Origin of the sequence: Bacillus sp. FSL E2-8887, from assembly GCF_038007205.1 — a bacterium.
GTDB lineage: Bacteria > Bacillota > Bacilli > Bacillales > Bacillaceae_G > Bacillus_A > Bacillus_A mycoides.
This window is the reverse complement of the sequence record NZ_JBBOWS010000001.1, coordinates 1,932,014-1,958,545: the sequence shown is the minus strand read 5'-3', so window position 1 is coordinate 1,958,545 and position 26,532 is coordinate 1,932,014. Positions and strand designations below refer to the sequence as shown.

The 26,532-nt window shown below is 34.5% G+C and carries 23 protein-coding genes; 4 read left to right on the top strand and 19 right to left on the bottom strand.

Annotation, left to right across the window (positions count from 1 at the left end):
- The first annotated feature begins 119 nt into the window (after positions 1 to 119).
- On the top strand, positions 120 to 512 hold the full coding sequence (locus NSQ08_RS09765) for a YueI family protein (RefSeq protein WP_002141658.1): 393 nt from the start codon (positions 120 to 122) through the stop codon (positions 510 to 512).
- A 120-nt stretch (positions 513 to 632) separates the two neighbouring features.
- Here the strand turns inward: NSQ08_RS09765 and NSQ08_RS09760 are convergent, their stop codons facing one another.
- Together NSQ08_RS09760 and NSQ08_RS09755 are read right to left on the bottom strand one after the other, a co-directional pair.
- Positions 633 to 2,057 carry an aldehyde dehydrogenase family protein gene (locus tag NSQ08_RS09760; RefSeq protein WP_002012663.1) on the bottom strand — a complete coding sequence of 475 codons (1,425 nt, stop codon included), beginning with the start codon at positions 2,055 to 2,057 and terminating at the stop codon, positions 633 to 635.
- Positions 2,058 to 2,201: 144 nt separating this feature from the next.
- Positions 2,202 to 3,557, bottom strand: a complete 1,356-nt coding sequence (locus NSQ08_RS09755; RefSeq protein WP_002127238.1) for a hemolysin family protein — start codon at positions 3,555 to 3,557, stop codon at positions 2,202 to 2,204.
- Between the two features lie 363 nt (positions 3,558 to 3,920).
- Here NSQ08_RS09755 and racA point away from each other — a divergent pair, with 363 nt between their 5' ends.
- The gene (racA, locus tag NSQ08_RS09750; protein ID WP_002012665.1) at positions 3,921 to 4,463 is read left to right on the top strand and encodes a chromosome-anchoring protein RacA; all 543 of its coding nucleotides are present in this window, start codon (positions 3,921 to 3,923) and stop codon (positions 4,461 to 4,463) included.
- A 101-nt stretch (positions 4,464 to 4,564) separates the two neighbouring features.
- On the opposite strand, the gene NSQ08_RS09745 is transcribed toward racA, so the two are convergent.
- The 14 genes from NSQ08_RS09745 to NSQ08_RS09680 all read right to left on the bottom strand — a co-directional run bounded on the left by NSQ08_RS09745 (position 4,565) and on the right by NSQ08_RS09680 (position 21,042).
- A complete protein-coding gene (locus tag NSQ08_RS09745; RefSeq protein ID WP_002085820.1) occupies positions 4,565 to 5,161 on the bottom strand; it encodes a hypothetical protein in 597 nt (198 codons plus the stop codon).
- A gap of 316 nt (positions 5,162 to 5,477) precedes the next feature.
- On the bottom strand, positions 5,478 to 7,328 hold the full coding sequence (locus NSQ08_RS09740) for a hypothetical protein (protein ID WP_002136129.1): 1,851 nt from the start codon (positions 7,326 to 7,328) through the stop codon (positions 5,478 to 5,480).
- Positions 7,318 to 9,135 (bottom strand): AAA family ATPase, encoded by a 1,818-nt coding sequence (locus tag NSQ08_RS09735; protein ID WP_340774020.1) that lies wholly within the window; start codon positions 9,133 to 9,135, stop codon positions 7,318 to 7,320. The genes NSQ08_RS09740 and NSQ08_RS09735 overlap by 11 nt, the downstream gene beginning before the upstream one ends.
- Before the next feature lie 107 nt (positions 9,136 to 9,242).
- Entirely contained in the window at positions 9,243 to 9,503 is a 261-nt protein-coding gene (locus tag NSQ08_RS09730) for a hypothetical protein (RefSeq protein WP_002085825.1), read from the bottom strand.
- Between the two features lie 76 nt (positions 9,504 to 9,579).
- Positions 9,580 to 11,007: a basic amino acid/polyamine antiporter gene (locus tag NSQ08_RS09725; protein ID WP_002085826.1), complete on the bottom strand. Its 1,428-nt coding sequence runs from the start codon at positions 11,005 to 11,007 to the stop codon at positions 9,580 to 9,582.
- Between the two features lie 214 nt (positions 11,008 to 11,221).
- Positions 11,222 to 12,733, bottom strand: a complete 1,512-nt coding sequence (locus tag NSQ08_RS09720; RefSeq protein WP_002085827.1) for an ABC transporter permease/substrate-binding protein — start codon at positions 12,731 to 12,733, stop codon at positions 11,222 to 11,224.
- 3 nt (positions 12,734 to 12,736) lie between these two features.
- The gene (locus NSQ08_RS09715; protein ID WP_033709046.1) at positions 12,737 to 13,684 is read right to left on the bottom strand and encodes an ABC transporter ATP-binding protein; all 948 of its coding nucleotides are present in this window, start codon (positions 13,682 to 13,684) and stop codon (positions 12,737 to 12,739) included.
- 102 nt (positions 13,685 to 13,786) lie between these two features.
- Positions 13,787 to 14,344 (bottom strand): YdcF family protein, encoded by a 558-nt coding sequence (locus tag NSQ08_RS09710; RefSeq protein WP_002165881.1) that lies wholly within the window; start codon positions 14,342 to 14,344, stop codon positions 13,787 to 13,789.
- Between the two features lie 63 nt (positions 14,345 to 14,407).
- Positions 14,408 to 15,637 carry an MFS transporter gene (locus NSQ08_RS09705; RefSeq protein WP_340774001.1) on the bottom strand — a complete coding sequence of 410 codons (1,230 nt, stop codon included), beginning with the start codon at positions 15,635 to 15,637 and terminating at the stop codon, positions 14,408 to 14,410.
- Position 15,638: 1 nt separating this feature from the next.
- Positions 15,639 to 16,175, bottom strand: a complete 537-nt coding sequence (locus NSQ08_RS09700) for an NADPH-dependent FMN reductase (protein WP_002031805.1) — start codon at positions 16,173 to 16,175, stop codon at positions 15,639 to 15,641.
- Between the two features lie 145 nt (positions 16,176 to 16,320).
- A complete protein-coding gene (gene gnd, locus NSQ08_RS09695; protein ID WP_002085837.1) occupies positions 16,321 to 17,217 on the bottom strand; it encodes a phosphogluconate dehydrogenase (NAD(+)-dependent, decarboxylating) in 897 nt (298 codons plus the stop codon).
- Positions 17,218 to 17,235: 18 nt separating this feature from the next.
- Positions 17,236 to 18,585, bottom strand: coding sequence for a GntP family permease (locus NSQ08_RS09690; RefSeq protein ID WP_340773995.1), 1,350 nt, complete (start codon positions 18,583 to 18,585; stop codon positions 17,236 to 17,238).
- A gap of 14 nt (positions 18,586 to 18,599) precedes the next feature.
- The gene (gntK, locus tag NSQ08_RS09685) at positions 18,600 to 20,138 is read right to left on the bottom strand and encodes a gluconokinase (protein ID WP_340773992.1); all 1,539 of its coding nucleotides are present in this window, start codon (positions 20,136 to 20,138) and stop codon (positions 18,600 to 18,602) included.
- Between the two features lie 442 nt (positions 20,139 to 20,580).
- Positions 20,581 to 21,042: a hypothetical protein gene (locus NSQ08_RS09680; RefSeq protein WP_002189504.1), complete on the bottom strand. Its 462-nt coding sequence runs from the start codon at positions 21,040 to 21,042 to the stop codon at positions 20,581 to 20,583.
- Between the two features lie 209 nt (positions 21,043 to 21,251).
- On the opposite strand from NSQ08_RS09680, the gene NSQ08_RS09675 reads away from it, so the two are divergent.
- A complete protein-coding gene (locus NSQ08_RS09675; protein ID WP_002031814.1) occupies positions 21,252 to 22,154 on the top strand; it encodes an ABC transporter permease subunit in 903 nt (300 codons plus the stop codon).
- Positions 22,151 to 23,170 carry an ABC transporter permease gene (locus NSQ08_RS09670; RefSeq protein ID WP_340773985.1) on the top strand — a complete coding sequence of 340 codons (1,020 nt, stop codon included), beginning with the start codon at positions 22,151 to 22,153 and terminating at the stop codon, positions 23,168 to 23,170. The genes NSQ08_RS09675 and NSQ08_RS09670 overlap by 4 nt, the downstream gene beginning before the upstream one ends.
- Before the next feature lie 152 nt (positions 23,171 to 23,322).
- Here the strand turns inward: NSQ08_RS09670 and adhP are convergent, their stop codons facing one another.
- The 3 genes from adhP to NSQ08_RS09655 all read right to left on the bottom strand — a co-directional run bounded on the left by adhP (position 23,323) and on the right by NSQ08_RS09655 (position 26,520).
- On the bottom strand, positions 23,323 to 24,360 hold the full coding sequence (adhP, locus tag NSQ08_RS09665) for an alcohol dehydrogenase AdhP (protein WP_002031819.1): 1,038 nt from the start codon (positions 24,358 to 24,360) through the stop codon (positions 23,323 to 23,325).
- A 383-nt stretch (positions 24,361 to 24,743) separates the two neighbouring features.
- Entirely contained in the window at positions 24,744 to 25,598 is an 855-nt protein-coding gene (locus tag NSQ08_RS09660) for a MurR/RpiR family transcriptional regulator (RefSeq protein WP_002031820.1), read from the bottom strand.
- Between the two features lie 286 nt (positions 25,599 to 25,884).
- The gene (locus NSQ08_RS09655) at positions 25,885 to 26,520 is read right to left on the bottom strand and encodes a response regulator (RefSeq protein WP_002031722.1); all 636 of its coding nucleotides are present in this window, start codon (positions 26,518 to 26,520) and stop codon (positions 25,885 to 25,887) included.
- Positions 26,521 to 26,532: the final 12 nt, after the last annotated feature.

The window sequence follows — 26,532 nt, the reverse complement described above, 5'->3', positions numbered from 1 at the left end:
TTTTATTCATATATCCCTTTTCTCTTCTCATTTTTTTAATTATTTTCCTGTTCAAAACTACTTTTTTTTGCATCCTTTTTAATTCTTGCGTACAATAAGAAGTGAAAGGTGTGAAAAATATGGTAAATAAAAATGTGGAAGACTATCTCCAAGAAGGCATATATGGCCAAAAGCAAAACAAACCAGAAGAACGTAATATGTACTTAACTACATTACGTGAGCGTGTAGAAATCGCTTTAACAATCGGTCAAGTAATGCAAAGTAATGTGTATACAGAAGTAACGGGTAACATACGTTCTTCTCAATCATTACAACTATTCCTAAATGGAAGCATTGCTTACCCACATTTATCAAAATACATTAAATTAGCAACTGAAAAAAATATTCATTTTACAATTGTTCAAAATAAAGGTACTGAAACACCAATAGGTTTAGTACTCTCTCATAGCACTGCTGTAGATAAAGAACATATTTATGTCGAAGATGATATTTTCAAACAAGAAATGAAGTAAAAGGTACACTTGATTAAATGTAATCGTTCCGAGAAACGTAAAACAAACAATAAAAAACGAGTATGGAATCGTAAACATTTCCTGCTCGTTTTTTATTGCGGTGTTTAAGCTCGATCTACTTTATTTTTTAATACACACTAATTTCATTTCTGTCATTTCTTCTATTGCATATTTAATCCCTTCACGGCCTGTTCCACTCTCTTTCACACCGCCATAAGGCATATGATCTACTCTGAACGTTGGAATATCATTAATCATGACACCACCGACTTCTAATTCATCAATTGCACGCATTGCCTTACATAGATTGTTTGTAAATACACCTGCTTGTAATCCATAACGTGAATTATTTACTTGTTCTAAAGCCTCATCAAATTCTTTAAATGTATTTACAGTCATAAGTGGACCAAATACTTCTTGGCACTGAACAGATACATAATCTGGAACATTTGTTAATACAGTTGGTTCAAAAATCCTTGCATCACGTTTGTTACCACCGTATACAACATTAGCTCCTTCCTTAACTGCCTCTTCCACCCATGAATTTATACGTTCTACATCTTTTTTTGAAATAAGTGCTGATACATCTGTTTCTTCATGAAGCGGATCTCCTACTACAACGTTTTCCATTGCTTTCGTTAATTTTGTAATAAACTCTTCCATTTTGCGTTCATGCACAAAAACACGTTGTACTGAAATACAAACTTGTCCATTATTCACAAACGCGCCCCATTTTACACGTTCAATTATTTCGTCTGTCAATTCAACATCTTCATCAATAATTACTGCAGCGTTCGATCCTAATTCTAACGTCACTCGTTTCAACCCGGCTTTTGCCTTAATTCCAATACCTACTTTCGGACTTCCTGTAAAAGTAATACTAGCAACGTTCTCATCTTTTACTAATGCCTCACCTACAACAGATCCAGGTCCAGAAATTATATTGAAAGCTCCCTTTGGTAAACCAGCTTCTTCAAATAATTCTACCAATGCATACGAAGAAAGTGGCGTTTGGTCGGCAGGCTTTAGCACAATAGTATTTCCAGCCGCAATTGCTGGGCCTACCTTATGTGCTACTAAATTAAGTGGAAAATTAAATGGTGTAATAGCACCAATAACCCCGATTGGTTGTCGAATTGTATACGCTATACGGCCACCTGCTCCTGGTGCAGCATCTAATGGTAACGTCTCACCATATATTCGCTTCGCTTCTTCAGCTGCAAACTTATATGTTTGAACAGTGCGATCTACTTCTCCACGTGCAGCACGAATTGGTTTTGCAGCTTCTTTTGCGATAATCTCTGCAAACTCTTCTCTTCTCTCATCCATTTTTTGTGCAACCTTTTCTAAAATAGTTGCACGGTCGTATGCGGATAATTTTTTCATTTCTTTCATTGCATTTTTGGCCGAAACTATTGCTTCCTTAACGTCATCTTCTGTACCTTGCGCAATCTCCGCTAATGTTTCTTCAGAATATGGTGCATACAATGGTTTATACGTCTCTACTGATTTCCATACCCCATTTATATATAAATGTTTTTTCATAGTGGTTCTCCTTCCGAATATATGTATACAATAATACATTTCATTTATTTCACCTAGTGAAAGGTCTGACTTGTGTAATTGTATCATAGCCCTAATACATCAAAAAAACATTTTGCTCAAAAAAACTCTGCTACAAAGCAGAGTTTACGAACTAATTTGTTCTTGGAGCGAAATCTTTTTTTCATCTCCTACAATAACAATCGATTCTGAAGGTTTCGTTACTTCTAATCTCTTAATATAGTGTCCATCTAATTTTTTTACGCAAAATTTATAATTTTCAATCTCAATGGTATCACCCTCGGAAATCTCAATATTTTTTGTTAGGATCCAACCGCCAATCGTATCGACATCATCGTCGTCAATAGTCAAACCTAATAATGCGTTCACTTCACTAACAAGTACTTTTCCCTCTAAAATCGTTTTCGTCTCACTAACTTGTTGGATTTCCGGTTGTTCATCAGTATCGAACTCATCTTGAATATCCCCTACAATTTCTTCTAAAATATCTTCAACGGTTACAAGACCTGATGTACCACCATATTCATCAATTAATATAGCGATATGTGTTCTTTCTCTTTGCATTTTTAAAAATAGATCATGAATCGGGATAGATTCAATAACTAAAATAATTGGCCTAATATATTGCTCCACTGTCTTTTCACTAACAACTCGGTGCTTCACAAAATCTGTAAATATATCTTTAAAATTCACAAAGCCTATTACATGGTCCTTATCACCATCAACAACCGGATACCTCGTATATTTTTCATGAGACATTTTTTGTAAAGCCTCTTCAGCAGGCATTTCTTTATTTAAAATATTCATCTCTGTTCGTGGTACCATTATTTCTTTCGCAATACGATCATCAAATTCAAATATTTTATTCACATACTTATATTCAGATTGATTAATCTCACCATTTTTATAACTTTCTGAAACTAACAACCGCAATTCTTCTTCTGAATGCACTTCATCATGCCCTTTTGGTGGTTTCAACCCAAGAAACTTTGTAATTAACCGAGCTGATCCATTTAAAATCCAAATGAATGGGAATGCAATACGATAAAACAAAATGAGTGGCTTAGCAACAAAGAAACTCACTTGTTCTGCTTTTTGAATCGCAAATGTTTTTGGAGCTAACTCTCCTACTACCACATGGAAAAATGTGATAAATAAAAATACTAAAATTATAGCTAAAATGTCTGCGAGTTGAGTAGGGACGTTCCAATTTGCAAACAACACATCAAACATGTGCTTTAGCGCAGGTTTACCAGACCACCCAATCCCAAGAGCTGTAACAGTTATTCCTAATTGACAAGCTGATAAATATTCGTCTAAGTTTGTAATGATTGTTTTGACAGATATTGCACGATTATTTCCTTTTGCAATTAAATAGTCAATTCGTGAACTCCTCACTTTAACAATTGCAAATTCTGCTGCAACGAAAAATGCCGTTAAGGCAATTAAAACAATCACTATACTTATACTATATATGTCCAAATACTTTTCCTTACTTACAGTGTAAGCAAGGAAGCCACCTCCTACTTAAATTTATTCAAGTGAAGTAAGCATTCTTATACTCTAATAAAATTCTACATTAGTAACCACCTTTTTATATATTATATGCATACATAAAAAAGATATTTATAATTATGATAATCTAATTAGCTTATTATCGTCAAACTATAATAAGCCCAATTTTCCGATAACTAAAAATGATTTATATAAATAGTATGTGCTAAACAGCTGAACTTCGTGAAAAAACACTTTCTTTGCCGATTCCACACTTCTTTTGTCACACCTGAAGGGAACTTGCTACATAACTAGAAATCATTCAACAGGATATATATAGGAGGGATTATTTTGGAATATAAAACACCATTTATCGCAAAGAAATTAGGTGTTAGCCCAAAGGCTGTTGTCCGGATTGCACAACAATTAAATCTTACGATTAAAAAAAATAAATATGGTCATTTTATTTTCACACAAGGTGATTTAGATCTAATGTTAGAATACCATCGCTCTCAAATGGACCAGCCTCAAAACTCTCAAACTACTCAAAAACCTTCTTCAAATGATGTAGAAAAATTAAAAACTCAAGTAAACACAATTGTTCAAAACACATCATCGAATGATTTTGAGCAATTAACAGCTCAATTTACCACAATTACGAGAAGACTAGATCGAATGGAAGAACAAATGCAAGATAAAGCAAATGATGTCGTTACATACCAACTTTTACAACATCGCCGCGAAATAGAGGAAATGTTAGAACGAATTCAAAAACTAGAAGCTGCCCTAAAAAAAGAAGAACCAATATACATTACTCCTGATGCAAAACCAACATATGAAAGAGAAAAGAAACCGAAGCGTCGTAAAATGATTTTTAGTATATTTGGACTATAATATTTTAGACCCTTATTCTGAGAATAAGGGTCTACTTTTTGTATGAAAACAGATGCCTGTAATAAGTAACTCTTCTTCATACTATACATATTCATATATTTTCATTTTGTTAACATAATATTTTTACTGTATTCTGCAATAAGTGCCTGCGCATGAGCATTCCCTTGAATAATATCACGGAATTCTTTCAAAGAATACAGATGTGTAGCCCCTTTTCGAGCATGAATTCGCACTGGTACACCTTGTAAAGTATCATGAAACTGGAATGGACTATCTATCGGTTCGATTGGAAAACCGAGTGTAAGTAAATACATATACATTCTTTTTGTAACTGCTGCAATATACCATTCCGCTTTCGTCTCTAACGCATGCATAAATAAAATAGCTGCTAGCCTTTTGAAATGTCCTCTCCCCCGAGACGTTTTCGCAATACTTAACTTTCCTATTTCATACACATTTTTCAAATCTTTCACTAAATCATTTTTAGAAAACGGATAGAAAAACTCAGAATTTGATTGTTCAGGTACTGTAAACTTAATACATTCTACTGTACCAATATGATGTTCATCTTCTATTAATAAAAATCGTGATGGATTTAAATTACGTTCTACAAACATTAAGTTTCTTTCTTCACAAAAATCTCCCCACAGTTGCTCGAACCAAAAATGCTCTTCCTTTGTTTGAACACGCTGGAACATATTTAACCGCCTTTCCCATCGCCGCTCTGTTTTTGATAACGCTTTCACTTACTATCATATAAGAACAAATCTTCGTATGCAACTAAAAATATTTATGTCTTATTATATTCTGCAAAATGAATTAAATTCCTATTTATTAGTCATTCATACACATGTAAAAACTCTTAATTCCCCATACTGTTACAAACATAAAAAGATCCAATTACTCTAATAAAAAATGATAATCACTATCAAGTTCGAACCGTATAATGTGTCTTTCCGTACTGCATATAATTCTTCTTAACCTAAAGAAATCCTTCATTAAAAAGGATTTCTTTTACATTTTATTACTTTTTAACCATTTCTCAAAAATTTGAATCATCCCATGCTTCCCAGCCAACTTCTCTTCTCCTTGTTTCGTTTTATATGGATATAGTTGTAAAAACACTCCACATCCAGATTCAATTTTTTTACTATGCATATGGCTACCTGGATATACACAAATCACTTCATAAATCGCTCTTCGCTTAAAAATTCTTTTGCCATTCTGTTCTTCTACATACTTAATAGACCAGTATTTATACATTTGCTCAGTTGCTTTCGTATTACCTACAGGCTGAAAAATATTGTACATAGGACTATATTTCACTTCGATAATAATAGAAGATTTATATACATACTTCTCTTCTTCCTTTACATAACAATCTAAACGAATATCCGGCTTCTTTGTGTCCTCTCCGTTATAAAAATTACTTCCTTTGCTTAGTGCAATAAGAGGGTGTGTTTCAATTAAATCATTAAACGCGACGTGCACTTTTATATCATCTCGATGTAAAATCACTGTCGTTCCATCTTGTAATCCGTCTAAATAAAAATGTTCTTGTATTTGTTCACGGATAGGATTCTTATCTTCAAATCCGATTTGTTCTAATATAGAAATAACGATAAAAAAAGCGTAATACTCATACACTAAAAACGTTGGTTTATATACGAATAATAAAGATGGAGGTTGCTCCGTATGTTGCGGTAACAATTCTAAATGGTGGATTAATTGTTGATGCGGTATAGATAAAGTGTTCGAATTAATGGTAGCTGTTTCAGAAACTTCCCTCCAAAATGGAGAATACAATAAATTTCGAAAGTATTGCACACTTTCATATACGATATGAGCTAATATTTTATATTCTTGTATTTTCACAGAACTTTTCCGTAAATCTGCTTCTTTCAGTAAATGTAGATTTCTATATTTTTGTTTTTCCCTATCCGTCACGGATCCATTTCGTTCAATCGTTTTCATAATTGTTTTAACAGCTTGAAATTCATCTGACTTTTTCTTCTTTTCTCCTTCTAGTATTTCAATAGTTTTACGTACAAAAATTTCTGCTTCAAGTAAATAATAATAGAATTGCATCGTTTTAAATTTAAGAAATGCATTTTCAATACTATTTTTTTGCTCCTTAAATTTACGGTTGTAATATTTCGCATAAAGCTTTCTTTCTGTCATAATGGCAGTTTTTCTCGTTGCCTTCCGCGCTTTCGTTTCCCATTCATATTCGTGTACAAATTCCGCATTCGATTCTACTTTCTTAAAAATTTGTTTTATTCTTTTCATTTTTTGTGGCAACTTTCTTAACAATACCAAATAAGAAGAATCTTCAATATCGCTAAGTGCTGAGAAAGTTTTCTTGTAATAACCTCTATCTAAAATTAACTCGTTTAAAATTGACTTCACATAATCTTGAATCATTTCAAATTGGTCATCAAAAAAGTTTTTAGGAACAACTTGAAACGCACCATAATAAGTTTTATCTTCTATACGCACTTCAAAATGGTATAAGCCACAGCGCCACGGATAAAAAAATTCAGTTTTTCCATGTTCATACACTAATACTCTTTGTTTTTTTTCATTTAATTCATATTGTGACTCTTTTATATTCTTTTGTCCCTCATATACTTTATTCCATATGAATGTAATATCCATTGGATTTTGATAATGGAAATGTAATTTCAGTGGTTTTAATTCCTGTACTTTATAAATACATTGAACTAATGCTGTAGTAGACGTACAAAGCCGGTTTAAAAGGATAAAATCGCCTTTCCCCTCAGTACCAATAATTAGCTTCAATACAAACGGGAGCGTTTCTTTCGTATCGACGATTGCTGTTTCATAACGCTCCTCATTTTGCATAGCCATACAGCTCCAGTTCTCTACGCTTTTGTCTTATATAAGCTAAAGAATGTTCAAATGTAGATACACGATTTGCAAGCGGAGACTGTAAAAGTGGTATCAATGTCGCTCCCCTTTTTGCTTCTTCAGAAAGTAGAGGGCCCACTGTCATTTCTGTCCCCCTTAATTTCGTTAATACACGCTGCTTTATTTGCAAATCAAAACCTTCTTCCCTGCTAATCATATAGGACTGATTATTTTGGAACGGTATATTTTGCAAATACGTAGCGATTGCGCTTGCACATCGGAAAGAAATTCCTTTTGATATATCGTGTGATGATAATACATCATGTAACTTATCCAATAACTCTAATTCCTCTTCAGTATACACTTCGATCATCTCTTTATTCCTAAACCAATTGAGTCGAAATTCTCCCGTTGTTACTTTCAGCGGGGGTTGCTGAACAACTTTCTCATGTTCTATACTCATCTCGCAAAACGGAATTTTTTGTAATGTAATCAAATTTGTTCGATCTAATAATCGATCGGAAAGCTCTTTCGTCGTTTCATCAAAATTTACAGTGCCTACGAAAATAATATTCTCACCAATTTCCACTGAAGGTGGAATTTGATTTTCTATTTCTTGTACTTTCTCATACAAACTCAAAATACGATTTTTCTTTTCAAGTTGAAGAACGGATAGAAACGGAGTAAACCAATGCTCAATATGTGACATGTTCATTTCATCGAACACAATTATATACAATTGATTTGGATTTTCTTTAGCCTTTAACAATGTCCGAACTAACTTCGTTTCACTTTCAATAAAATTACCATTCGGATGAAGGTAACCGAGAATATCATGTGGTTCTTGATACGATGGTGAAATCGGAATCCAAATTAATTCTTCCCCATAACGTAACCCAAGTGATTCTGCATAAGCTTGCACAAAGCGTGATTTCCCAACACCTGGTATACCACCAACAATTGTTAACATATTGGTTTTAATACTAATGTGAAAATTATATATATCTGTATCATCCAAATATAACCCTTTATTACGAACCATACTTTGTACATACTGCAAAAAAGAGGATTCACGCTCATCCCATTCCCAGTCATCCTTTTGCATTTTAATATCTTCTACTTCAACTAACTTACCTTCTTCAGCAATTCGTTTATTTAGTTGGTCATACACATTTTCACTTACAAAATATAAATGATCATCTACTGCTATTTCTACATGTTTCATCCAATCGTTTATTTCAATATATTTGCATTCTTTTCTTTGCTCAAAATATGAAATTGAACTTATTGATGATTTTAACGATAAATTTCCATATAGCCTTCTCTCATGCCACAATAATTCTGGAGGCTCAAAGTCTTTTGGTAATTTAGGCATAAGAAATGATAAATAACCGTTGCTTAACTTCCGTTCCAATGACGCTCTCTTTTTATAATTTGAGACCTTTGGTGAAGGAATCACTTTATATGAAGATGCTATTTCCCGAGGCTCTTCTGTGCATATTAATTCCAGAAATAAATTTCCACGATCATAATAAAGACGAAACATAACCAGTTGCTTTTCTAATTTATGCTTCTTTAAATCAGTAAAGATTTTTTCATTCTTTTTATTACTGCATAATCCTTCAAACAAATATTTTCCAGTCGGAAATAACTCTTGTAAAGTTAAAGGTATTGAAGAAAGACATTGTACAAAGAAATTTTCTCCATTCTTCTCTCCCTCAGCTTTTGCAAACTTCCCAATAAACCTCATATAATACATTCGCTTTATAAAACTTGGATGAAGAGCTTTATGTAATTTCAACGTAGTCACCTTCTTTTTTTCATACTATCCTTATTGTATGAACTACAATCTAAAACTAGAAATAAAAAACCTGACGTCATCCGTCAGGTTCAAAATTAAAACGTATATTAATGAGAAGGAAATGCTTTTTTTTCTTGTAAAATGGCATTATGAGCGATTTTCATTTTAGCAAGTACGTACCGTAATCGATCTTCGGCATTTTCATCTTTATTTTGCTGCAAACTCGCCAAATTCTCTACAGAACTCGCTAAATTTTCAATCACGCCTCGAAGTTCAGGATGATGATTAAAAAAAGATTCTTGTACTAATACTTTCCTTAAATCACTAGCTAAATCCATAATTCTAGACAACTGTTCTTTTTCTTCCATTTTCATCCCTCCTGAATATCTTATGTATTAAATATTCTCTAGACAAGGAAAAAAGCCCTTTAAATTAAAAGGACTTTTACATTTTTATAGTTCCTGTCAGTAACATATAAAGTGATGTAATAGCTGCAATAACAATTGCCCACATCACATATCGCTCTTTGCCTGCAAAACAACGATTCCCTTTTTCTTTTCTTGCAAACATATACACGAGAATCCCAATACCATATACGATTGAAACAAGCAATAAATTCTTTAAACCAGCTGCATAAATTAACCATACAGAGTATAGGGAAGCAATTAATGCTAACAATCCATTTTTTACTCTCGCAACTTTCAGCTCTTTCGTGATGACTAATTTCAATTGAAATAGCGCTGATAATAAGTACGGCAGTAATATAGATGTTGACGCAATAAAATACATAATTTGATATGTCGATTGTGAAAACAGAACGATTATAAATATAGTTTGGGCAACGATATTTGAAATCCACAATGCCATATGCGGCGTTTGTTTCTTATTTGTTTTCGTAAAGACTTTCGGAAACACGCCGTCTTTTCCTGCTACGTGAGAAATTTCAGAAACAAGTAAAAACCAGCCAATTAATGTACCTACAAGTGACGCAACTAATCCAATATTAATTGCCATTGCACCCCATGGCCCAACAACATGTTCTAATACATGTCCCATTGAAGGAGTCTCTAATACTGAAAGTTCTTTTCTTGTCATGGCTCCCATTGACAGAACAGAAATTAAAATATAAATAGACATTACTAAAATAAGTCCAAGTACTGTCGCTTTTCCAACGTCTCTACTATTTTTAGCTCTTCCTGATAATACAACTGCTCCTTCAACCCCAATGAACACCCAAAGGGTTACAAGCATTGTATTTTTCACTTGACCTAGTACAGAGGAAACTGAGATAGTTCCTTCGCCCCAAAAGTCATGTGTAAATGTATCCCAGCGAAACGCTGTTACCATCACGACAATAAATAATAAGATCGGAACTAATTTCCCAATCGTTGCGATAACATTCATAATGGAGGCTTCACGAATTCCAAATAAAATTAGAAAATGCAATGTCCATAATAAAAGTGATGCACCTACGATTGACGCAACATTATTTCCGCCTTTAAAAATTGGGAAGAAGTAACCTAATGTACTAAACAGTAACATAATTGTTGCAACATTTCCTAAAATCCCTGCTAGCCAGTATCCCCAAGCACTGTTAAAACCAATATATTCACCGAATCCAGCTCGTGCATAACTATAGATTCCGCCCTCAAGCTCCGGTTTTTGTCTTGCTAACGTTTGATATACGAGCGCAAGTGGAATCATTCCCATTGCTGTAATACACCAACCAATTATCGTTGCACCACTATTTGCTCCTACTGCTAAATCATGCGGTAAACTAAAAACACCGCCACCAACCATCGTTCCAACTACTAATGCGATTAACGGAAAAAATCCTAACTTCTTTTCTATTTGTACCACCCCATCTGTCATTCTAGGTGTTATGTTCGTTCAACTATTAAAGTCACCTTTTTCTCTAATAGACGTTTCTCTTATATTTTTTCAGGAAAACATTACTTATTCTAAAAGAAAATGAAGAAAAATGGAATACTTTTTTGAAAAAATGTATAAGTATGCACAAAAAAAACCGTTCATTTTGTAATGAACGGTCATTTCATACATATAAAATTGTATATTTATTGTAAAATTAACGAAGTAACTTCTCTTTTTGTAAAAATTGTTTTGCGACTTCTTCGCTACTTTTCCCATTCACATTTACTTCATAATTCATTTTTCTCATTTCTTCATCTGTAATCTTTCCAGATAATTTATTTAATACTTTTTCGAGTTCAGGATATTTCTGTAACGTCTCTTTTCTTAATAATGGTGCTCCTTGATAAGGCGGGAATAGTCCTTTATCATCTTTTAGCACTTTAAGCCCATATTGCTCCAATTCACTATCTGTTGAATATGCATCGATTACGTTAACATCTCCCGATTGTATTGCACTATAGCGCAGTTTCGGTTCCATCGTTTTAACATTTGAAAACTTATAGTTATATAATTTTTGCATTCCTTTATAACCATCTTCACGATCAGCAAATTCTAATGTAAATCCTACTTTAGCTTCCTGTGCAATTTTTCCTAAATCAGAAATTGTATTTATGTTATTTTGATCTGCTATTTTTTTCGGCATGGCTAGTGCGTATGTATTGTTATACTCCATTGGCTTTAACATAACCATATTATATTTCTTTTCCATTCCAATACGAGCTTGTTCATATACTTCATCACGATTTGTACTTTTCGGTTCTTCTTTCACGAAAGTAGATAAAGCTGTACCTGAAAATTCTGGGTATATATCTACTTCACCTGATTTTAACGCTTCGAATACAAATGCTGTTTTTCCAAGGCCTGGCTTTAATTCCACTTGTAAATCTGTATCCTGTTCAATAAGTTGCTTGTACATTTGAATTAATATTTCTGGTTCAGATCCAAGTTTACCAGCAATAACTATGTCTTTCTTTTCGGTATTCCAAAGAAATGGAGCAGCTATCATTACTACAACTATACATATCGTCAATATAACGCGCTTAGAAGAGCGTTTCGGGCTCTCAAGTATGCGAAGTACTATATCAAAGAATAAAGCGAGTAACGCAGCTGGTACGGCCCCTAAAATGATAAGCGCATGGTCATTTCGATCTATGCCTAATAATATGAGCTTACCGAGCCCACCAGCGCCTATTAAAGCAGCTAATGTAGCCGTTCCAACAATTAATACCATCGCTGTACGAATACCAGCCATAATAATTGGCAATGCGAGTGGAAGCTCTACCTTCCATAATCTTTTCCAGCTATTCATCCCCATAGCTCTCGCCGCTTCTATAAGTGATTCATCTAATTCCCGTATTCCTGTATATGTATTTCGTAAAATAGGTAATAGTGCATACACAACTAATGCGATTATAGCTGGCAGTTTTCCAATTCCTACTAACGGAATTAATAGTCCAAGTAAAGCAAGTGAGGGCACTGTCTGCATAACAGCAGAAGTCCCTATAATAAATTCAGCCATTCGTTCTTTTCTCGTTAATATAATGCCGAGCGGCACTGCAATAATTACTGCAAAAAATAGTGAAATAAGCGATATTTGTAAATGCTCACTTAATGCACTTAGCAATTCTACTTTTCGTTCTTGGAACGTTTGAATAAAATCAGTCACTGTTTAGCCTCTTTCCTTCATTTGTTCAACAATGTAATTGACAATATGACGACTTGTTAACGCTCCAACATATTGACCATGCTCTTCAACCGGCACTGACTCTTCAGTTTGTAAGCGGACTAGTGCTTCTTGTAATGACGAATGTAAAGATAAAGCATTCCCTTCAACTCGTATACCCTCGTCTAGCGGCAATACCTCTTCTATACTCTTCCCCTCATACCAAGGTCGTCCACGATTTCCAATGAACTCCTCTACAAACTCATTTTTCGGGTTATGTATAATTCCTTCTGGTGTATCTAATTGAACAACTTTTCCTTCTTTCATTACACAAATACGATCACCAAGTGATAAAGCCTCTTGCATATCGTGCGTTACGAACACGATTGTTTTTTGAATCTTTTTTTGCAATTGTACGATATCCTTCTGAAGCTGCTCCCTACTTAACGGATCTAACGCACTAAATGGCTCGTCCATAAGTACAATTTTCGGGTTTGCGGCTAATGCCCGTACGACACCAACACGTTGTTTCTGCCCTCCTGACAATTCATCTGGCATGCGATCACGATATACATCTGGATCGAGCCCAACCATCTGTAGCAAGTCATCGACACGTGCTTTTATTTCCTTTTTGGTCCATTTTCTCATTTCAGGGACAACTGCAATATTTTCAGCAATTGTCATATGTGGAAACAGCGCAATCTGCTGCAACACGTACCCTATATTCCAACGTAGTTCGTTTATGTTATATTGTTGAATATCTTTTCCATCGATTAAAATTGATCCTTCCGTCGTTTCAATTAAACGGTTAATCATCTTCATTGTCGTTGTTTTCCCGCAACCACTCGGACCAATGAGAACAAAAAATTCTCCTTTTTTAATTTCTAAATGTAATGAATCCACTGCTTTTGTGCCATCTTCATACGCTTTTGACACATGATTAAATTGAATCACAGACACAACTCCTTTCATGTTGTTTCCTTTATTTTGATGGAATATAGCATTCATTTCAAATGATACGCTTTATTATACAAAAAAAGAGCTCTCATTTGAGCTCTAACGGTCGAACAATATTGTTTTCATAATTGCAGCATATTCACGCACATACGCTTTTTTCTTAGAGCGTCTCGGTGTTTCAGCAGCCAAAGCTTCCATCTTTATCCCTAAACGCTTTGCAATTATTTTCGTTCGATATAAATGATACGTATTACTTACAACTACCGCATGCTTTACATCATATAAATCCATACTAAACTTTAAATTTTCATACGTATTTGTAGAGCAGTCTTCAATTAAAATACGATTCTCATCTATACCATGTACCATTAAATAGTTTCTCATACTGTGAGCTTCCGGTATATCTTCATCTTCCCCTTGACCACCTGAAACAATTACTTTCACCTCAGGGTGAGCATGTAAATATTCCAACGCTATATCCAAACGATTTTGAAGAGATAAAGACGGTCTATCTCCAAATAACTTTGCACCTAATATAAGAACGTATGGAGAGTGATTACTCAATGTTTCACGAGCAACTTTATTCATTCGAAACGTCATATAAATGATGTATAGCGGAGGTAGTAATAAGATTATAAGCAATATCCATTTGTTCATAAATAAGTTAACACTCCCTTTCTTTTTATTATATAGAAAAAGAAAAGGAGGCAGAAGTATTTTTTAAACAATTGATTTATTAGACACATTCGCTTCCGTTTTACGTTTTGAAATTACATAATAAAAAGCAATCCCTAATGATAGGATCAATATACAGCTCAGTACGTAAAACGGGATCATTACCCCTGCTTTAGATACGCCTGCCGTAAACAACATTAATAATACAATTCGAATTCCTGTGCCAATTAATCGAAATAAGCTGTCCACACGTCCCATTACTTCGTTTGGGATTTCTTCCATCATCAATACATTTCTCGCCACTCGTGTTCCAGCATTTCCAATCGCATGGAAAATCGCTAGTCCATATAATAACATAATGGAAGGCTCAATAATCATTGCGGTAATTGAAATTACATAAATAACCATCGTCATAACGATTGAAATTTCTATTTTGACATATTTCATCATGATTGGAATACTTATTCCTGCAAGAACCGCTCCGACACCGTACATCATACCTTCAATTGCGTATACAGAGGCACTAGCTTTGAGTATATCTGAAATATATACTGGGATTAAATAATTTGCCATCATGACACCGATAAACGGCATATAAGTCGCTAGTAAAAACCAAAATAACTTAGGGCGCTTTTTCATAAAGTGAATTCCTTCGAACAATTGCTTCTTAAATGTTGCTTTCCGTTTTACTTCTTTTTTCTTTACATACGGTATACATAAGAAAAGAAAAAATGCTCCTGCAAAAGTTAACATATCCACTAACAAGATCCATTTCAAAGAAATAATCTCAATTAAAAAGCTAGCAGCTGCGCCTGAAATAACTTGCGTTAATTGTCCTTGTATTTCCATTGTGCCACTTAAACTTTTATAATGCTCTGATTGAAATATTTCTTGGTTAAATGCAAATATTGTGGGATAGAATAATAGATAATAGAAAGAACCTGCTATATAAATAATAATGTAATGAATAGAATTGTATGATTGCCCAGCAAATCCCCAAATGGTCATCATTCCTATAATGGCTATCCCGATACCTTCGTTACATAACAATAAAGATTTTCTTGAAAAACGATCTATGCTTTGCCCAATGAATGGTGTTAGTAAAAACATGATGAGAGTTGCAACGATAGAAACATAACCAAATGTTGTCTCTCCTCCACTTTCCTTAATTAACAACCACGGAATCGTTATCATAACAATCCCGGAACCAATAGCGGATAAACTATTGGCTCCTAGAATGTAATACAAGCGAGAATCATGATAAAGAGAGGACATATCACTCAACTCCTAATTGTTTTTTCACCTCTTTATATACGCTCATATATGCTTTTAATTCTTTAACTAAATCATGAATTAATGGTTTTGCATCTTCTCCAAGTTCACTATCTTGCACATGTAATCCATCAAGCACGACTTGTTTTGGAATTGCGTTTGCGTAAACGCCTCTAGCGACAGTGCGCATACTATTTAATGCGTTTATTCCCCCTTTACCTCCTCCAGCAACTGCTAGTAATGCGACAGGCTTATGGATGAATTCACTGCTACTTAAGTAATCTAACGAATTTTTCAACGCTCCGCTCATCGCATTATGATATTCTGGTGTACATAGTACTACTCCATCCGCAGCTTTCACTAAAGCTTTTAATTTTTTTACTGCCTCTAATTCACGTTGTGATTCTTCTCCATTATATAAAGGCAATTCCGCTACTGCTAAATCGTATAACTCCCCTTCAAATTGCTCTGCAATATATTTTGCCACAACGCGAGTTCTTCCAAATTTTCTTGGTGTACCATTAATTACGACTAGTTTCATAACCATTTCTCCCCTTTGTTTTAAAATTCTACCTTTATATTATCAGAAATTTCTATACAAAATACAGTAAAAAGAGGTAAAAGCTTTCATAAAATAGTATGAGAAATAAAAAAAGAACTCATACTTTCGTATGAGTTTCACAAAACTAATTTTTCACAACCTCATGTCCACCGAATTGATTACGAAGAGCTGAGACAACTTTCCCATGGAATGTATCATCTTCTTGTGAACGGTAGCGCATAAATAATGACATAGCGATAACTGGTGCCGCTGCTTGTAATTCAAGCGCTGTTTCAACAGTCCATTTCCCTTCTCCTGAAGAGTTCATAACACCTTTAATGCCATCAAGTTTCGGATCTTCTGCAAATGCTTTTTCAGTTAAGTCCATTAACCAACCACGGATAACCGATCCGTTTGCCCATACTTTTGCAACATCTTCATAATTGAAATCAAAATCACTTTTATCTAGTACTTCAAATCCTTCAGCGATTGCTTGCATCATTCCGTATTCAATACCGTTATGAACCATTTTTAAGAAATGCCCACTACCGACGCGGCCTGCATATGAATAACCATTTTCTACTGCTAAATCTTTAAATAAAGGTTCTAGTTGATCATAAATTTCTTTTTCTCCACCAACCATTAAGCAAGCGCCGTATCTAGCTCCTTCTACACCGCCTGATGTACCGATATCTACATAATGTAAGCCAAAGCTTTTCGCTTCTTCAGCACGGCGTAACGTATCCTTATAGAATGAATTTCCACCTTCAATAACGATATCGCCTTCCTCTAATAATGGATATACATCTTTTAGTACTGACTCAACAACTTCTCCTGCAGGTACCATTACCCAAATTGTACGAGGTGCTTCTAATTCAGAGATCATTTCTTTTAATGTATGACGAGCAGTAATCCCTAATTCCCCTGCCTTTTCAACAAGCTCATTATTTACATCGTATACAACTACTTCATGCTTGTCTTCATGTAAGTGTTCAGCTAATGGGAATCCCATTTTTCCTAATCCAATTAAACCTAGTTTCATATTAATCAATCTCCCATTCTATACAAATATATTTAATAACGAAATTAATCCAAGTGCTACAACAGATAATATTGTCTCCATTGCGGTCCATGTTAATAATGTTTCTTTCACAGTCATTCCGAAATACTCTTTAATCATCCAAAATCCAGAATCATTTACATGCGATAATATTAATGACCCTGCTCCTGTTGCAAGTGCCAGTAACTCTACATTTACTCCTGGTGTACTTGCTGCAATCGGTGCTACAATTCCAGCTGCTGTCATCATGGAAACAGTAGCAGAGCCAGTCGCGATTCGAATAAGTGCAGCAATTCCCCAACCTAATAATATCGGTGAAATATGTGATTCTTTCGCCATCTCCGCAATTGTAGTTCCAATTCCAGAATCTAATAACACTTTATTAAAGGCACCACCTGCACCGATAACTAACAGTATGTTTGCAATTGGGCCTAAACAATCATTTGTAACTTGTAAGACTTTGTCTTTAGAAAACCCTTTTGCATAGCCAAGACTAAAGAAAGAATATATCGTTGCAATTAATAATGCGACTATTGGATCTCCAATAAAATGCAATACTTGTGCAAGTTGGCTTGTTTTATTTAATGCTACTTCCGCTATCGATGCACCTAGCATAAGAAATACTGGAAGTAAAATAGTAAACAATGTATTTCCGAAGCTAGGAAGTTCCTTCTTCTTATCTCTTTCAATAAATTGCTCCGCTATATCTAACGGTACTTCTTTATGTATACGAGCACCAATCCATTTCCCGTAAAGCGGACCTGCAATTATTGCGGTTGGAAGTCCGACAATTAATGCATATAAAATTGTCTTCCCTACATCTGCTTTAAATATACCTACCGCTGCCATTGCTGCTGGATGCGGTGGAACAAGTCCGTGTACAACCGAAAGACCTGCTACTAGCGGAATACCGATTGTAATAAGTGATACCCCTGTTTCTAACGCAATTGTAAATACTAACGGAATTAATAGTACAAATCCAACTTGGAAAAATACCGGAATCCCTACTATAAATGCAACGAACATCATTGCCCAGTGAACACGCTTTTTCCCAAAACGTCCAATTAATGTGTTAGCAATTCGTTCAGCACCGCCAGACTCAGCCATCATTTTTCCAAGCATTGTTCCTAAAGCTAAAACAATCGCTAAAAACCCTAACGTATTACCGAGACCTAATTTAATAGAATCGATAATCCCCGGATGTTGTGGTGAAGTTCCACTTAAGGGCATCCCCATTGCTAGCCCAACTCCGATTGCTGTTAAAATTAACGCGACAAATGGATGCCATTTTACTACCGTAATTAGTAAAAGTAATATAACAACAGCCGCTAGTACGATCCCAACTACCATTTCTCCCAATCCCCCTATTGTTTACGTTGGAAAGCAGCTATACAATCAAATTCTTCTTTCAAACGATTGTAAAGTCGTTCATACATATAAAACATCTCTAAATATAAAGCCGTATTTTCTTTATTCGGTACATGGTGATGGACAATATCAATCCAATCCTTCACCTCTTCAAGAGAATCAATTTTCCCAATTGCATACAAAGCAAGTGCTGCTGCCCCAAGCGCAGATGCTTCATGACTTTCTGGAACAAGCAATTCTTTCCCCATCATGTCAGATAACATTTGTCTCCAAAATGCAGATTTCGCAAAGCCTCCTGAAACACGTATTTCAGTAAGTGGCCCTGTACAATCTCGAATGGCAAGTGCTACTGAATACACACTCATACAAACACCTTCCATAACTGCTCGTATGAAATGTTCACGTTTATGCTGAAGGTTTATCCCGAAGAATGTACCTCGAGCATTTGCATTCCAGTAGGGTGCACGTTCTCCAGATAGAAACGGTAAAAATAGTAATCCATCTGCTCCAGCTGGTACACTTTCTGCATACTTAATTAATAAATCATAAGGATCAATTCCAAGCTTTCTTGCTACCTCTTGCTCTGGGCTACCAAATTCATCACGTAACCATCTAAGTAATATTCCACCGTTATTCGTTGGTCCGCCGATCACCCAGTGCTCATCTGTTAATGCGTAACAAAAAGTTCTTCCTTTTTCATCTGTATTAACACTCGATGAAATTGTTCGAACCGCACCACTTGTCCCGATCGTAATTGCAGCTGAGCCAGGTGTTATTGCACCGACACCTACATTTGCAAGAACACCATCACTTGCACCAATAACAACCGGAGTATCCTCACTAATACCCATCTTTTGTGCTAATTCCGGCTTCATTCCCGATAAAATATATGTAGTTGGTACAGGTGTTGATAATTGTTCTGGTGACATATTTAACATAGTTAAAACATCTTCATCCCAGTTTAATGTTTTTAAATTAAATAACCCTGTAGCAGATGCGATAGAATAATCAACTACATAGCGTGAAAATAATTGATAAATGACATACTCTTTAATGGAAATAAATTTATGAGCAGTTCTGAATAACTCCGTTTCTTCTTCTTTCATCCACAATAATTTAGAAAGTGGTGACATCGGATGAATCGGTGTACCAGTTCTTCTATAAATGTCATGACCATTCATTTGTTGTAATAGTTTTTCTGATTGCTTTGTGCTTCGATTATCTGCCCAAATGATAGAACGCGTTAACGGCGCACCGTTTTCATCTACTGCAATTAAGGCATGCATCGCTGTACTAATACCGATTGAAGAAATATCCTCTGCTGACACATTACCCTTTCCAATGGCAACGCTTACAGTTTTATATACGGCAGCACATATTACATCAGGATCTTGCTCAGCCCATCCGACGTTCGGTTGAATAATTGGATAATCAATTGCATGTGAAGCAACGACTTTTCCTTTTTCAGTGAATACAACCGTTTTCGTACTTGTGGTACCGATGTCAATCCCGATTACTCTCCCCCTTGTTTCCATGCGAACCTTCCCTTCGTTTCTAGCAAAATACGATCTAGTAAACCGTTTACATGAATTAGTATATAAAATATTTTTTCATAAATCAAGTTACAAGAAGAAAATTTTTTTCAAATCAAAATTTTTGTTTAGTATTTGCTGGTTCGTTGCACGAAACCAACATCTCTCGTAAGATATTTGGAAATAAAAAGCTTTGAATTTCTCAAGCAAATAATTGTAATTCATTGGATACAGAAATAGACATACAAAAACGCCATCCTTTCCTGTGATTTTACAGAATGAATAGCGTATTTTGTAACGGGAACATAAAGTTTGATAAATTAATATAGATAAACTTAATAAATGAACAAAAAGAAAGAGCGTTTTAACAAAGGATTAATTATTATTTGTATTTCTTGTTCAACTACATAACTCGTTAATTAAACGAGAGACTAGTATACATTAATTATTCAATTAATGTTTGTAAAGCTGTTTCAATGTCTGTTTCTAAATTATTTCTTGATGTATCATATAAAGTCCCAGTACCTTTAAAATAACCACCATAGTAATACCATAACTGTATGAAATCTGCATATTCATCATCTTCAACAGTAACATCATTAAAATCTATTATTATTTCAGAACGATATTCTTTTTCTAGACATTTCTCAGAATTTAAGTCTTCTATTTCATCTCCGTCAATATCCCTATTAACCCATATTTTTAGGTTTCGTTTTCCTTTTCTCTCAAATTCATTTATATATTTTTTTTGAAGAACTTTACTATATTCTGATCCTAACCTTTCTAATTCAACTATCTTTCTTTTTAATTCTTCATTTATCTCACTTTCAGAAATCAAAATATACCTCTCATCTTCTAAATCATTCTCTTTATCTTTTTTAAATAACCTTTTTAATTTATCAAACATTCTTTCCCCTCCACCTAAAGATAATAATATATAAGTTCTCGTTTTCTTAGCTTGATGGACATAGGGCGTGGCTGCTTACTATCACTTTTTTACCTTGTAAATATATGTTCCATACTATAAAATCTAATAGTATTTATATTTTTCTGAAAAATCAAAACAAAATATGAACTTTATTGTATAATGTTGTAAAAAGATGTCGGAGGGATTTAATGTTATATAAAATATCTCAATTCACAATAAAACTTTCATCAATTCTTTTATCACTCTTACTATTACTAAATTTACCTTATTTATTTATCACTCAACAGGGATTCACTTTTCAACCAATTCATTTTTTTAATCAGATCGTTACTATGTTAAAACAGGTTTTCTCCCCTGAATCATTAGTAGTTATGGGATCAGACCCGAAATTTGGTCATTTCAAAAAGACACCATTATTTCCAACTGTTTTAGAACCTTACCTATATTCATTTACTGTATTATTTATAGCCTTTTTGCTTGCACTCTTTCTATCATCTAGTATGGCATTTTTTTATTTTTTAGCAAAAGATTATATAAAAAAATGGATAAACCGAATTGTGTTCATATTAGAAGCTGTCCCTGATATGATGATGATGATTTGTTTGCAAATATTTTTCATATGGGTACTTCAGAAATTAGGGGAATCTCCTGTCACCATTATTTCTTTTAATGAAAATCGAGCTTATTTACTCCCTATTTTATCTTTAGCAGTCTTACCTACATTACAAATGTTTCGGATGATGGTGTTATACATAAAAGAAGAACATGAAAAACATTACGTAGAGGTTGCATATGGAAAAGGACTTTCATCAAGTTATATACTATGCATTCATTTATTCAAAAATATATCTATCCACTTCTTTCATCATTTAAAAACGATTTTTGTTTTCTTACTTTCTAACTTATTCATTTTAGAATTTGTTTTTAATATGGAAGGCATTATTCAATTTTTATTTAAGAAGGCGTTTATTTCACCTCCAGCTGCATTTATCATACTTGTTATGATTATTTTACCGTTTTATGCCATTTTTCAAATAATCTCATTCATGATGAATAGATGGAAAAAGCAATTGAAAGGAGCAGCATTATGAAATCTATTTGGAAATCAAAACGATTTTTAATCGGCTTTACTTATCTATTCATACTTGTTTCAGCTAGTTTTATTTATAGTTGGTTCTTTAAAGATAACATCCCAAAACCTCCTCAGTTACTTTACAATGACAATAACGAATTACTTGGAAAGGCCCCCTTTTCGCCATCGTTAATGCCGCCTTTTGGATCTGATCGTTTTGGAGAGTCTGTTTTCTTACAAATTGTAGAAGGAGCAAAATTCACTATCTTATTAGCTGTGGCAATTAGCTTCTTTCGAATTTTATGCGGAACATGTATAGGAATCCTCTTAAGTTTATACGCTCCAAGATTCAAGAGATTTTTCCAGGCATGCTCAGAAGTTTTTTACTATATTCCTACTTTATTTATCGCATTTATACTCATCACGCCCGTTAATATTGTAATCATATCAAATGCTGATAGATTAGATCCAAATATTTCATTTGCGTTTTATCAAGTTCTCGTACTTATTTTCGTCGCTCTACCTACACTTTCTTTATATATCTCCTCAGAGGTTGATGAATTTATGAAACGAGATTACATTTTAAGTTCACAATTACTGGGTGCTAGCCGTTTTCATATTATCAAAAAACACTTACGAGTCTTATTACTTGATCGCTTATTTGTGTTATTTATGGAACATATCGTCCAAACACTCATACTCGTTATCCATTTAGCGTTGCTTGATATTGTAATTGGTGGGATACAAATGCGTGAACTCTATGACGGAGTACTCAAACCTGTTTCTCTATCGAATGATTGGGCAGGCCTTATTGGATTAAATCGTTATGAAATGAATATTTCAAGGTGGATTATTTTGTATACTCTCGTTTCATTCTTTATTACGATTCTATTTATTAAGCTTATGACAATCGGGATTCAAGATGCACTGAAAGCAAGAGATTCGCAAGTTGTAGCAATTCAAACCGTTCCAAATCATAAAAAATTTGTTAAAAGTAAAGATTCTTTTTCGTTTGTAGATAAAGTGAACCTTTAATCATGTCTCATCAATCAAGTATTAATTGGCATTGATATTAGTAGAATATAAAAAAGATGATCTCTATTGAATACGAGGGATCATCTTTTTTATGCCGTCTAACTTTTTTAAATGTCCTTTGCTAGACTCATGCTTTTTATATTTAAAATGAATTATTTACACTCACAATTATGCTGTTTAAAATCGATTACCATACGCCCTTGAATTCTACCTTGTTCCATTTCTTCGAATACATTTTGTACTTTATCTAGAGAACACGTTTGAACAACCGGCACTACTTTTCCTTCTGCGCCGAACATAAATGCCTCCTCCAGATCCTTACGAGTACCAACTAGAGAACCAACTACTTCAATTCCGTCTAATACAAGTCGTGGAATGTTTAAATCCATAGTTTCTACTGGTAAACCTACCGCAACTACTTTACCGCAAGCACGTACTGCATCAACTGCTGAGTTGAATGCTACTTTAGAAACTGCTGTTACTACAGCAGCATAAGCACCATCAAACTCCTCTTGAACAATTTTATCAGCAGGACCTTGAGAAATCGGATTGATAGTCATATCAGCACCAACTTCTTTTGCTAAGGCTAATTTGTCGTCATTGATATCTACTGCAATTACCTTTGCACCAAATACGTTTTTAGCATATTGAATAGCTAGGTTACCTAATCCACCACAACCATAGATTACGATAGGTTGACCAGGTTTAATGTCTGATACTTTTATAGCTTTATATGTAGTTACGCCCGCACATGTAATTGATGATGCTTGAGCAGGATCTAATCCTTCTGGTACCTTCACCGCATAATCAGCTGTAACAATACATTGTTCAGCCATACCACCATCTACTGAATAACCAGCATTTTTCACTTCACGGCAGAATGTTTCTCTCCCCGTTACGCAATATTCACACCGTCCACAAGATTGGAACATCCATGCAATACTTACACGGTCACCTATCTTTAGTGAAGTAACATCATCAGCAATTTTAGTAACAATACCTACACCCTCATGACCAAGGATGCGGCCATCGGTGTTTCCAAAATCATGATTCGCAACGTGTAAATCAGTGTGGCAAACTCCACAATACTCTACATCTACTAGCGCTTCACCCGAGTGTAACGGACGTAATTCTTTTTCAATAACTTCAATATTTGCTTTGCTGTTTTTATTAACTACTACTGCTTTCATATGTGATCTCCCCTTTAGTGTTTTAGAGTTTTAATGAGTTTATCTCACAACTACTGTCCTCACTATTTTGGCTAATTATTGTACCAAATTTAAGTGTTCAATCATCATTACAGGTTCATCTTAACATGGAATTTCATAAGCTTATTGTAAAATATTGAACAATATTTGAATTATTACCCAATACGTATTTTGATGTATCAAGCTACTTGTTAAATTTCATATGCAAAATATCGAGGTTTAAAAAATGAAGGGTATAAAAGATGAGAGATTATTATTATTATAGGTAATTGGCATATTTCTATAGACACTTAGAACAAGTAGATTTAGAGGGTATATCAACAGACTACTCGCCAATATAAAAAGCTCTTCATTTGAAGAGCTTTTTATATTCGCTTCATCGAAATAGTTTCACGTATACTTTGTAAATTTTGTAGTGTTTCCTCTTGTCGCTGCAATGACAATCCCACATACAAAGTATCTAATAAACTAAGCTGCGCTAATCGTGACGAACTTGCTTCTGTACGAAATTCCGTCTCACGCGTCGAAGTATATAATGTTATATGAGCAAGTTGGCTTAATGCCGATTTTTGATAGCTCGTAATCGCAATAATTTTGGCCCCTCTTGCTTTCGCTACTTCTAACGCTTCAAGTAAACCTTTATTACTGCCCGAATGAGAAATTGCAATGACCACTGCTTTTTTTGTCAGCAAGCCCGCTCCCATAATTTGAAAATGTGAATCCGTATGAGCAATACAAGAAATACCCGTTCTCATAAACTTATGATAAGCATCCATCGCAATAATACCTGAACCACCATTTCCATAAAACTCAATTCGTTTCGCTTCATTCAGCGCACTTACTGCCTGTTCCAACGCGTTATCGTTTAACAAATGTAATGTATCTTGCAGTCCTGTAATATGTGAATGAAAAACTTTTTTAGCAACAGTGACAATATTATCTTCTACCGATACTTCCTCATGAATATTTTGCATCGGGGTATGTACAATCTCACGAGCTAATGTAATTTTCAAGTCTTGGAACCCTTGAAAACCTAAGTGTTTGCATAAGCGGAATATCGTTGCTTCGGAACTATTCGTAACTTCCGCTAATTCCGTAATCGATTTATGTACAACATCTTGTGGATGTTTCAAAATATGTTCGGCAATACTTCGTAATTTCGGTGATAAACCATTTAACGAAGCCTGAATCTTTCCAATCCCACTTTTTGTACCAGGCATAGCGTATCTTCCCCTTCCATAGTAGCTTTATCCCGTATTAACGGGCAGTAAGACTCCCACCTCAAAATTCGATGAATGCAAGGGAGTTAGGTGGGAGATCAACTGCCCGTAAAAACCCGATTGGTTCAACTAATAATCAGTGGGGATGGCCCCCCCACTGATTAAAGTTTCACTTTATTGTACCTAATTATTGAAAGAAGAAAAACCTTTATTCGGCATCTCTATACATTTTAATTTCTCATATGTATTCTTCCGTAGCATATGACACAATTATTCATACTTATTTCTAGTTTTCCCCATGCTTTACTGCGTATAAGGCAGCTTGTGTACGATCATCTACTTCCAATTTAGCCAATACGTTAGAAACGTGTGTTTTCACAGTTTGTTCTGTAATATGAAGTTCTGCTGCAATCTCCTTATTGCTTCTTCCCTTCGCAATTTCACGAAGTACTTCTTGCTCCCTTTTTGTTAACATAGAAAAAGGATTCTCTTTTTCTTTCTTGACTGCTGATCGTCCTAATAGTGCTGGTGTTACTTTCGGGTGAAAATTTGCATTTCCTTGATATACCGCAACGATTGACGCAACGAGTTGATCTGGCTGCACTTCTTTTAATTGATAACCATCTGCCCCAGCTTCTAATGCTGGTAAAACGTAATCTTGTTCTGAAAAACTACTGAGCATAAGAATTTTTATTGTCTCATCGTATTGTTTTATACGTTTTGTCGCTTCAATACCATCCATTTTCGGCATTGATAAATCCATTAATACTACATCTGGCCTTTCTGTTTGGACGAATGTTAATGCTTCTTCACCATTTGCTGCTTCCCCAATAATTTCAAATTCTTCTCTCGTCTTCAAAAAGAATACGAGTCCCCTTCGAACGATATGATGATCTTCTACAAGTAATAATTTAATTTTCACTGACGTTCTCCC

Bases quoted from the DNA above. Each gene is read 5' to 3' on its own strand.
- NSQ08_RS09675 (WP_002031814.1), top strand. From the start codon at position 21,252: ATGTTATATAAAATATCTCAATTCACAATAAAACTTTCATCAATTCTT.
- NSQ08_RS09660 (WP_002031820.1), bottom strand. From the start codon at position 25,598: ATGCCTGGTACAAAAAGTGGGATTGGAAAGATTCAGGCTTCGTTAAAT.
- NSQ08_RS09710 (WP_002165881.1), bottom strand. From the start codon at position 14,344: ATGAACAAATGGATATTGCTTATAATCTTATTACTACCTCCGCTATAC.
- NSQ08_RS09765 (WP_002141658.1), top strand. From the start codon at position 120: ATGGTAAATAAAAATGTGGAAGACTATCTCCAAGAAGGCATATATGGC.
- NSQ08_RS09705 (WP_340774001.1), bottom strand. From the start codon at position 15,637: ATGTCCTCTCTTTATCATGATTCTCGCTTGTATTACATTCTAGGAGCC.
- NSQ08_RS09760 (WP_002012663.1), bottom strand. From the start codon at position 2,057: ATGAAAAAACATTTATATATAAATGGGGTATGGAAATCAGTAGAGACG.
- adhP (WP_002031819.1), bottom strand. From the start codon at position 24,360: ATGAAAGCAGTAGTAGTTAATAAAAACAGCAAAGCAAATATTGAAGTT.
- NSQ08_RS09730 (WP_002085825.1), bottom strand. From the start codon at position 9,503: ATGGAAGAAAAAGAACAGTTGTCTAGAATTATGGATTTAGCTAGTGAT.
- NSQ08_RS09670 (WP_340773985.1), top strand. From the start codon at position 22,151: ATGAAATCTATTTGGAAATCAAAACGATTTTTAATCGGCTTTACTTAT.
- NSQ08_RS09700 (WP_002031805.1), bottom strand. From the start codon at position 16,175: ATGAAACTAGTCGTAATTAATGGTACACCAAGAAAATTTGGAAGAACT.
- NSQ08_RS09680 (WP_002189504.1), bottom strand. From the start codon at position 21,042: ATGTTTGATAAATTAAAAAGGTTATTTAAAAAAGATAAAGAGAATGAT.
- NSQ08_RS09690 (WP_340773995.1), bottom strand. From the start codon at position 18,585: ATGGTAGTTGGGATCGTACTAGCGGCTGTTGTTATATTACTTTTACTA.
- NSQ08_RS09745 (WP_002085820.1), bottom strand. From the start codon at position 5,161: ATGTTCCAGCGTGTTCAAACAAAGGAAGAGCATTTTTGGTTCGAGCAA.
- gntK (WP_340773992.1), bottom strand. From the start codon at position 20,138: ATGGAAACAAGGGGGAGAGTAATCGGGATTGACATCGGTACCACAAGT.
- NSQ08_RS09740 (WP_002136129.1), bottom strand. From the start codon at position 7,328: ATGCAAAATGAGGAGCGTTATGAAACAGCAATCGTCGATACGAAAGAA.
- NSQ08_RS09725 (WP_002085826.1), bottom strand. From the start codon at position 11,007: ATGACAGATGGGGTGGTACAAATAGAAAAGAAGTTAGGATTTTTTCCG.
- gnd (WP_002085837.1), bottom strand. From the start codon at position 17,217: ATGAAACTAGGTTTAATTGGATTAGGAAAAATGGGATTCCCATTAGCT.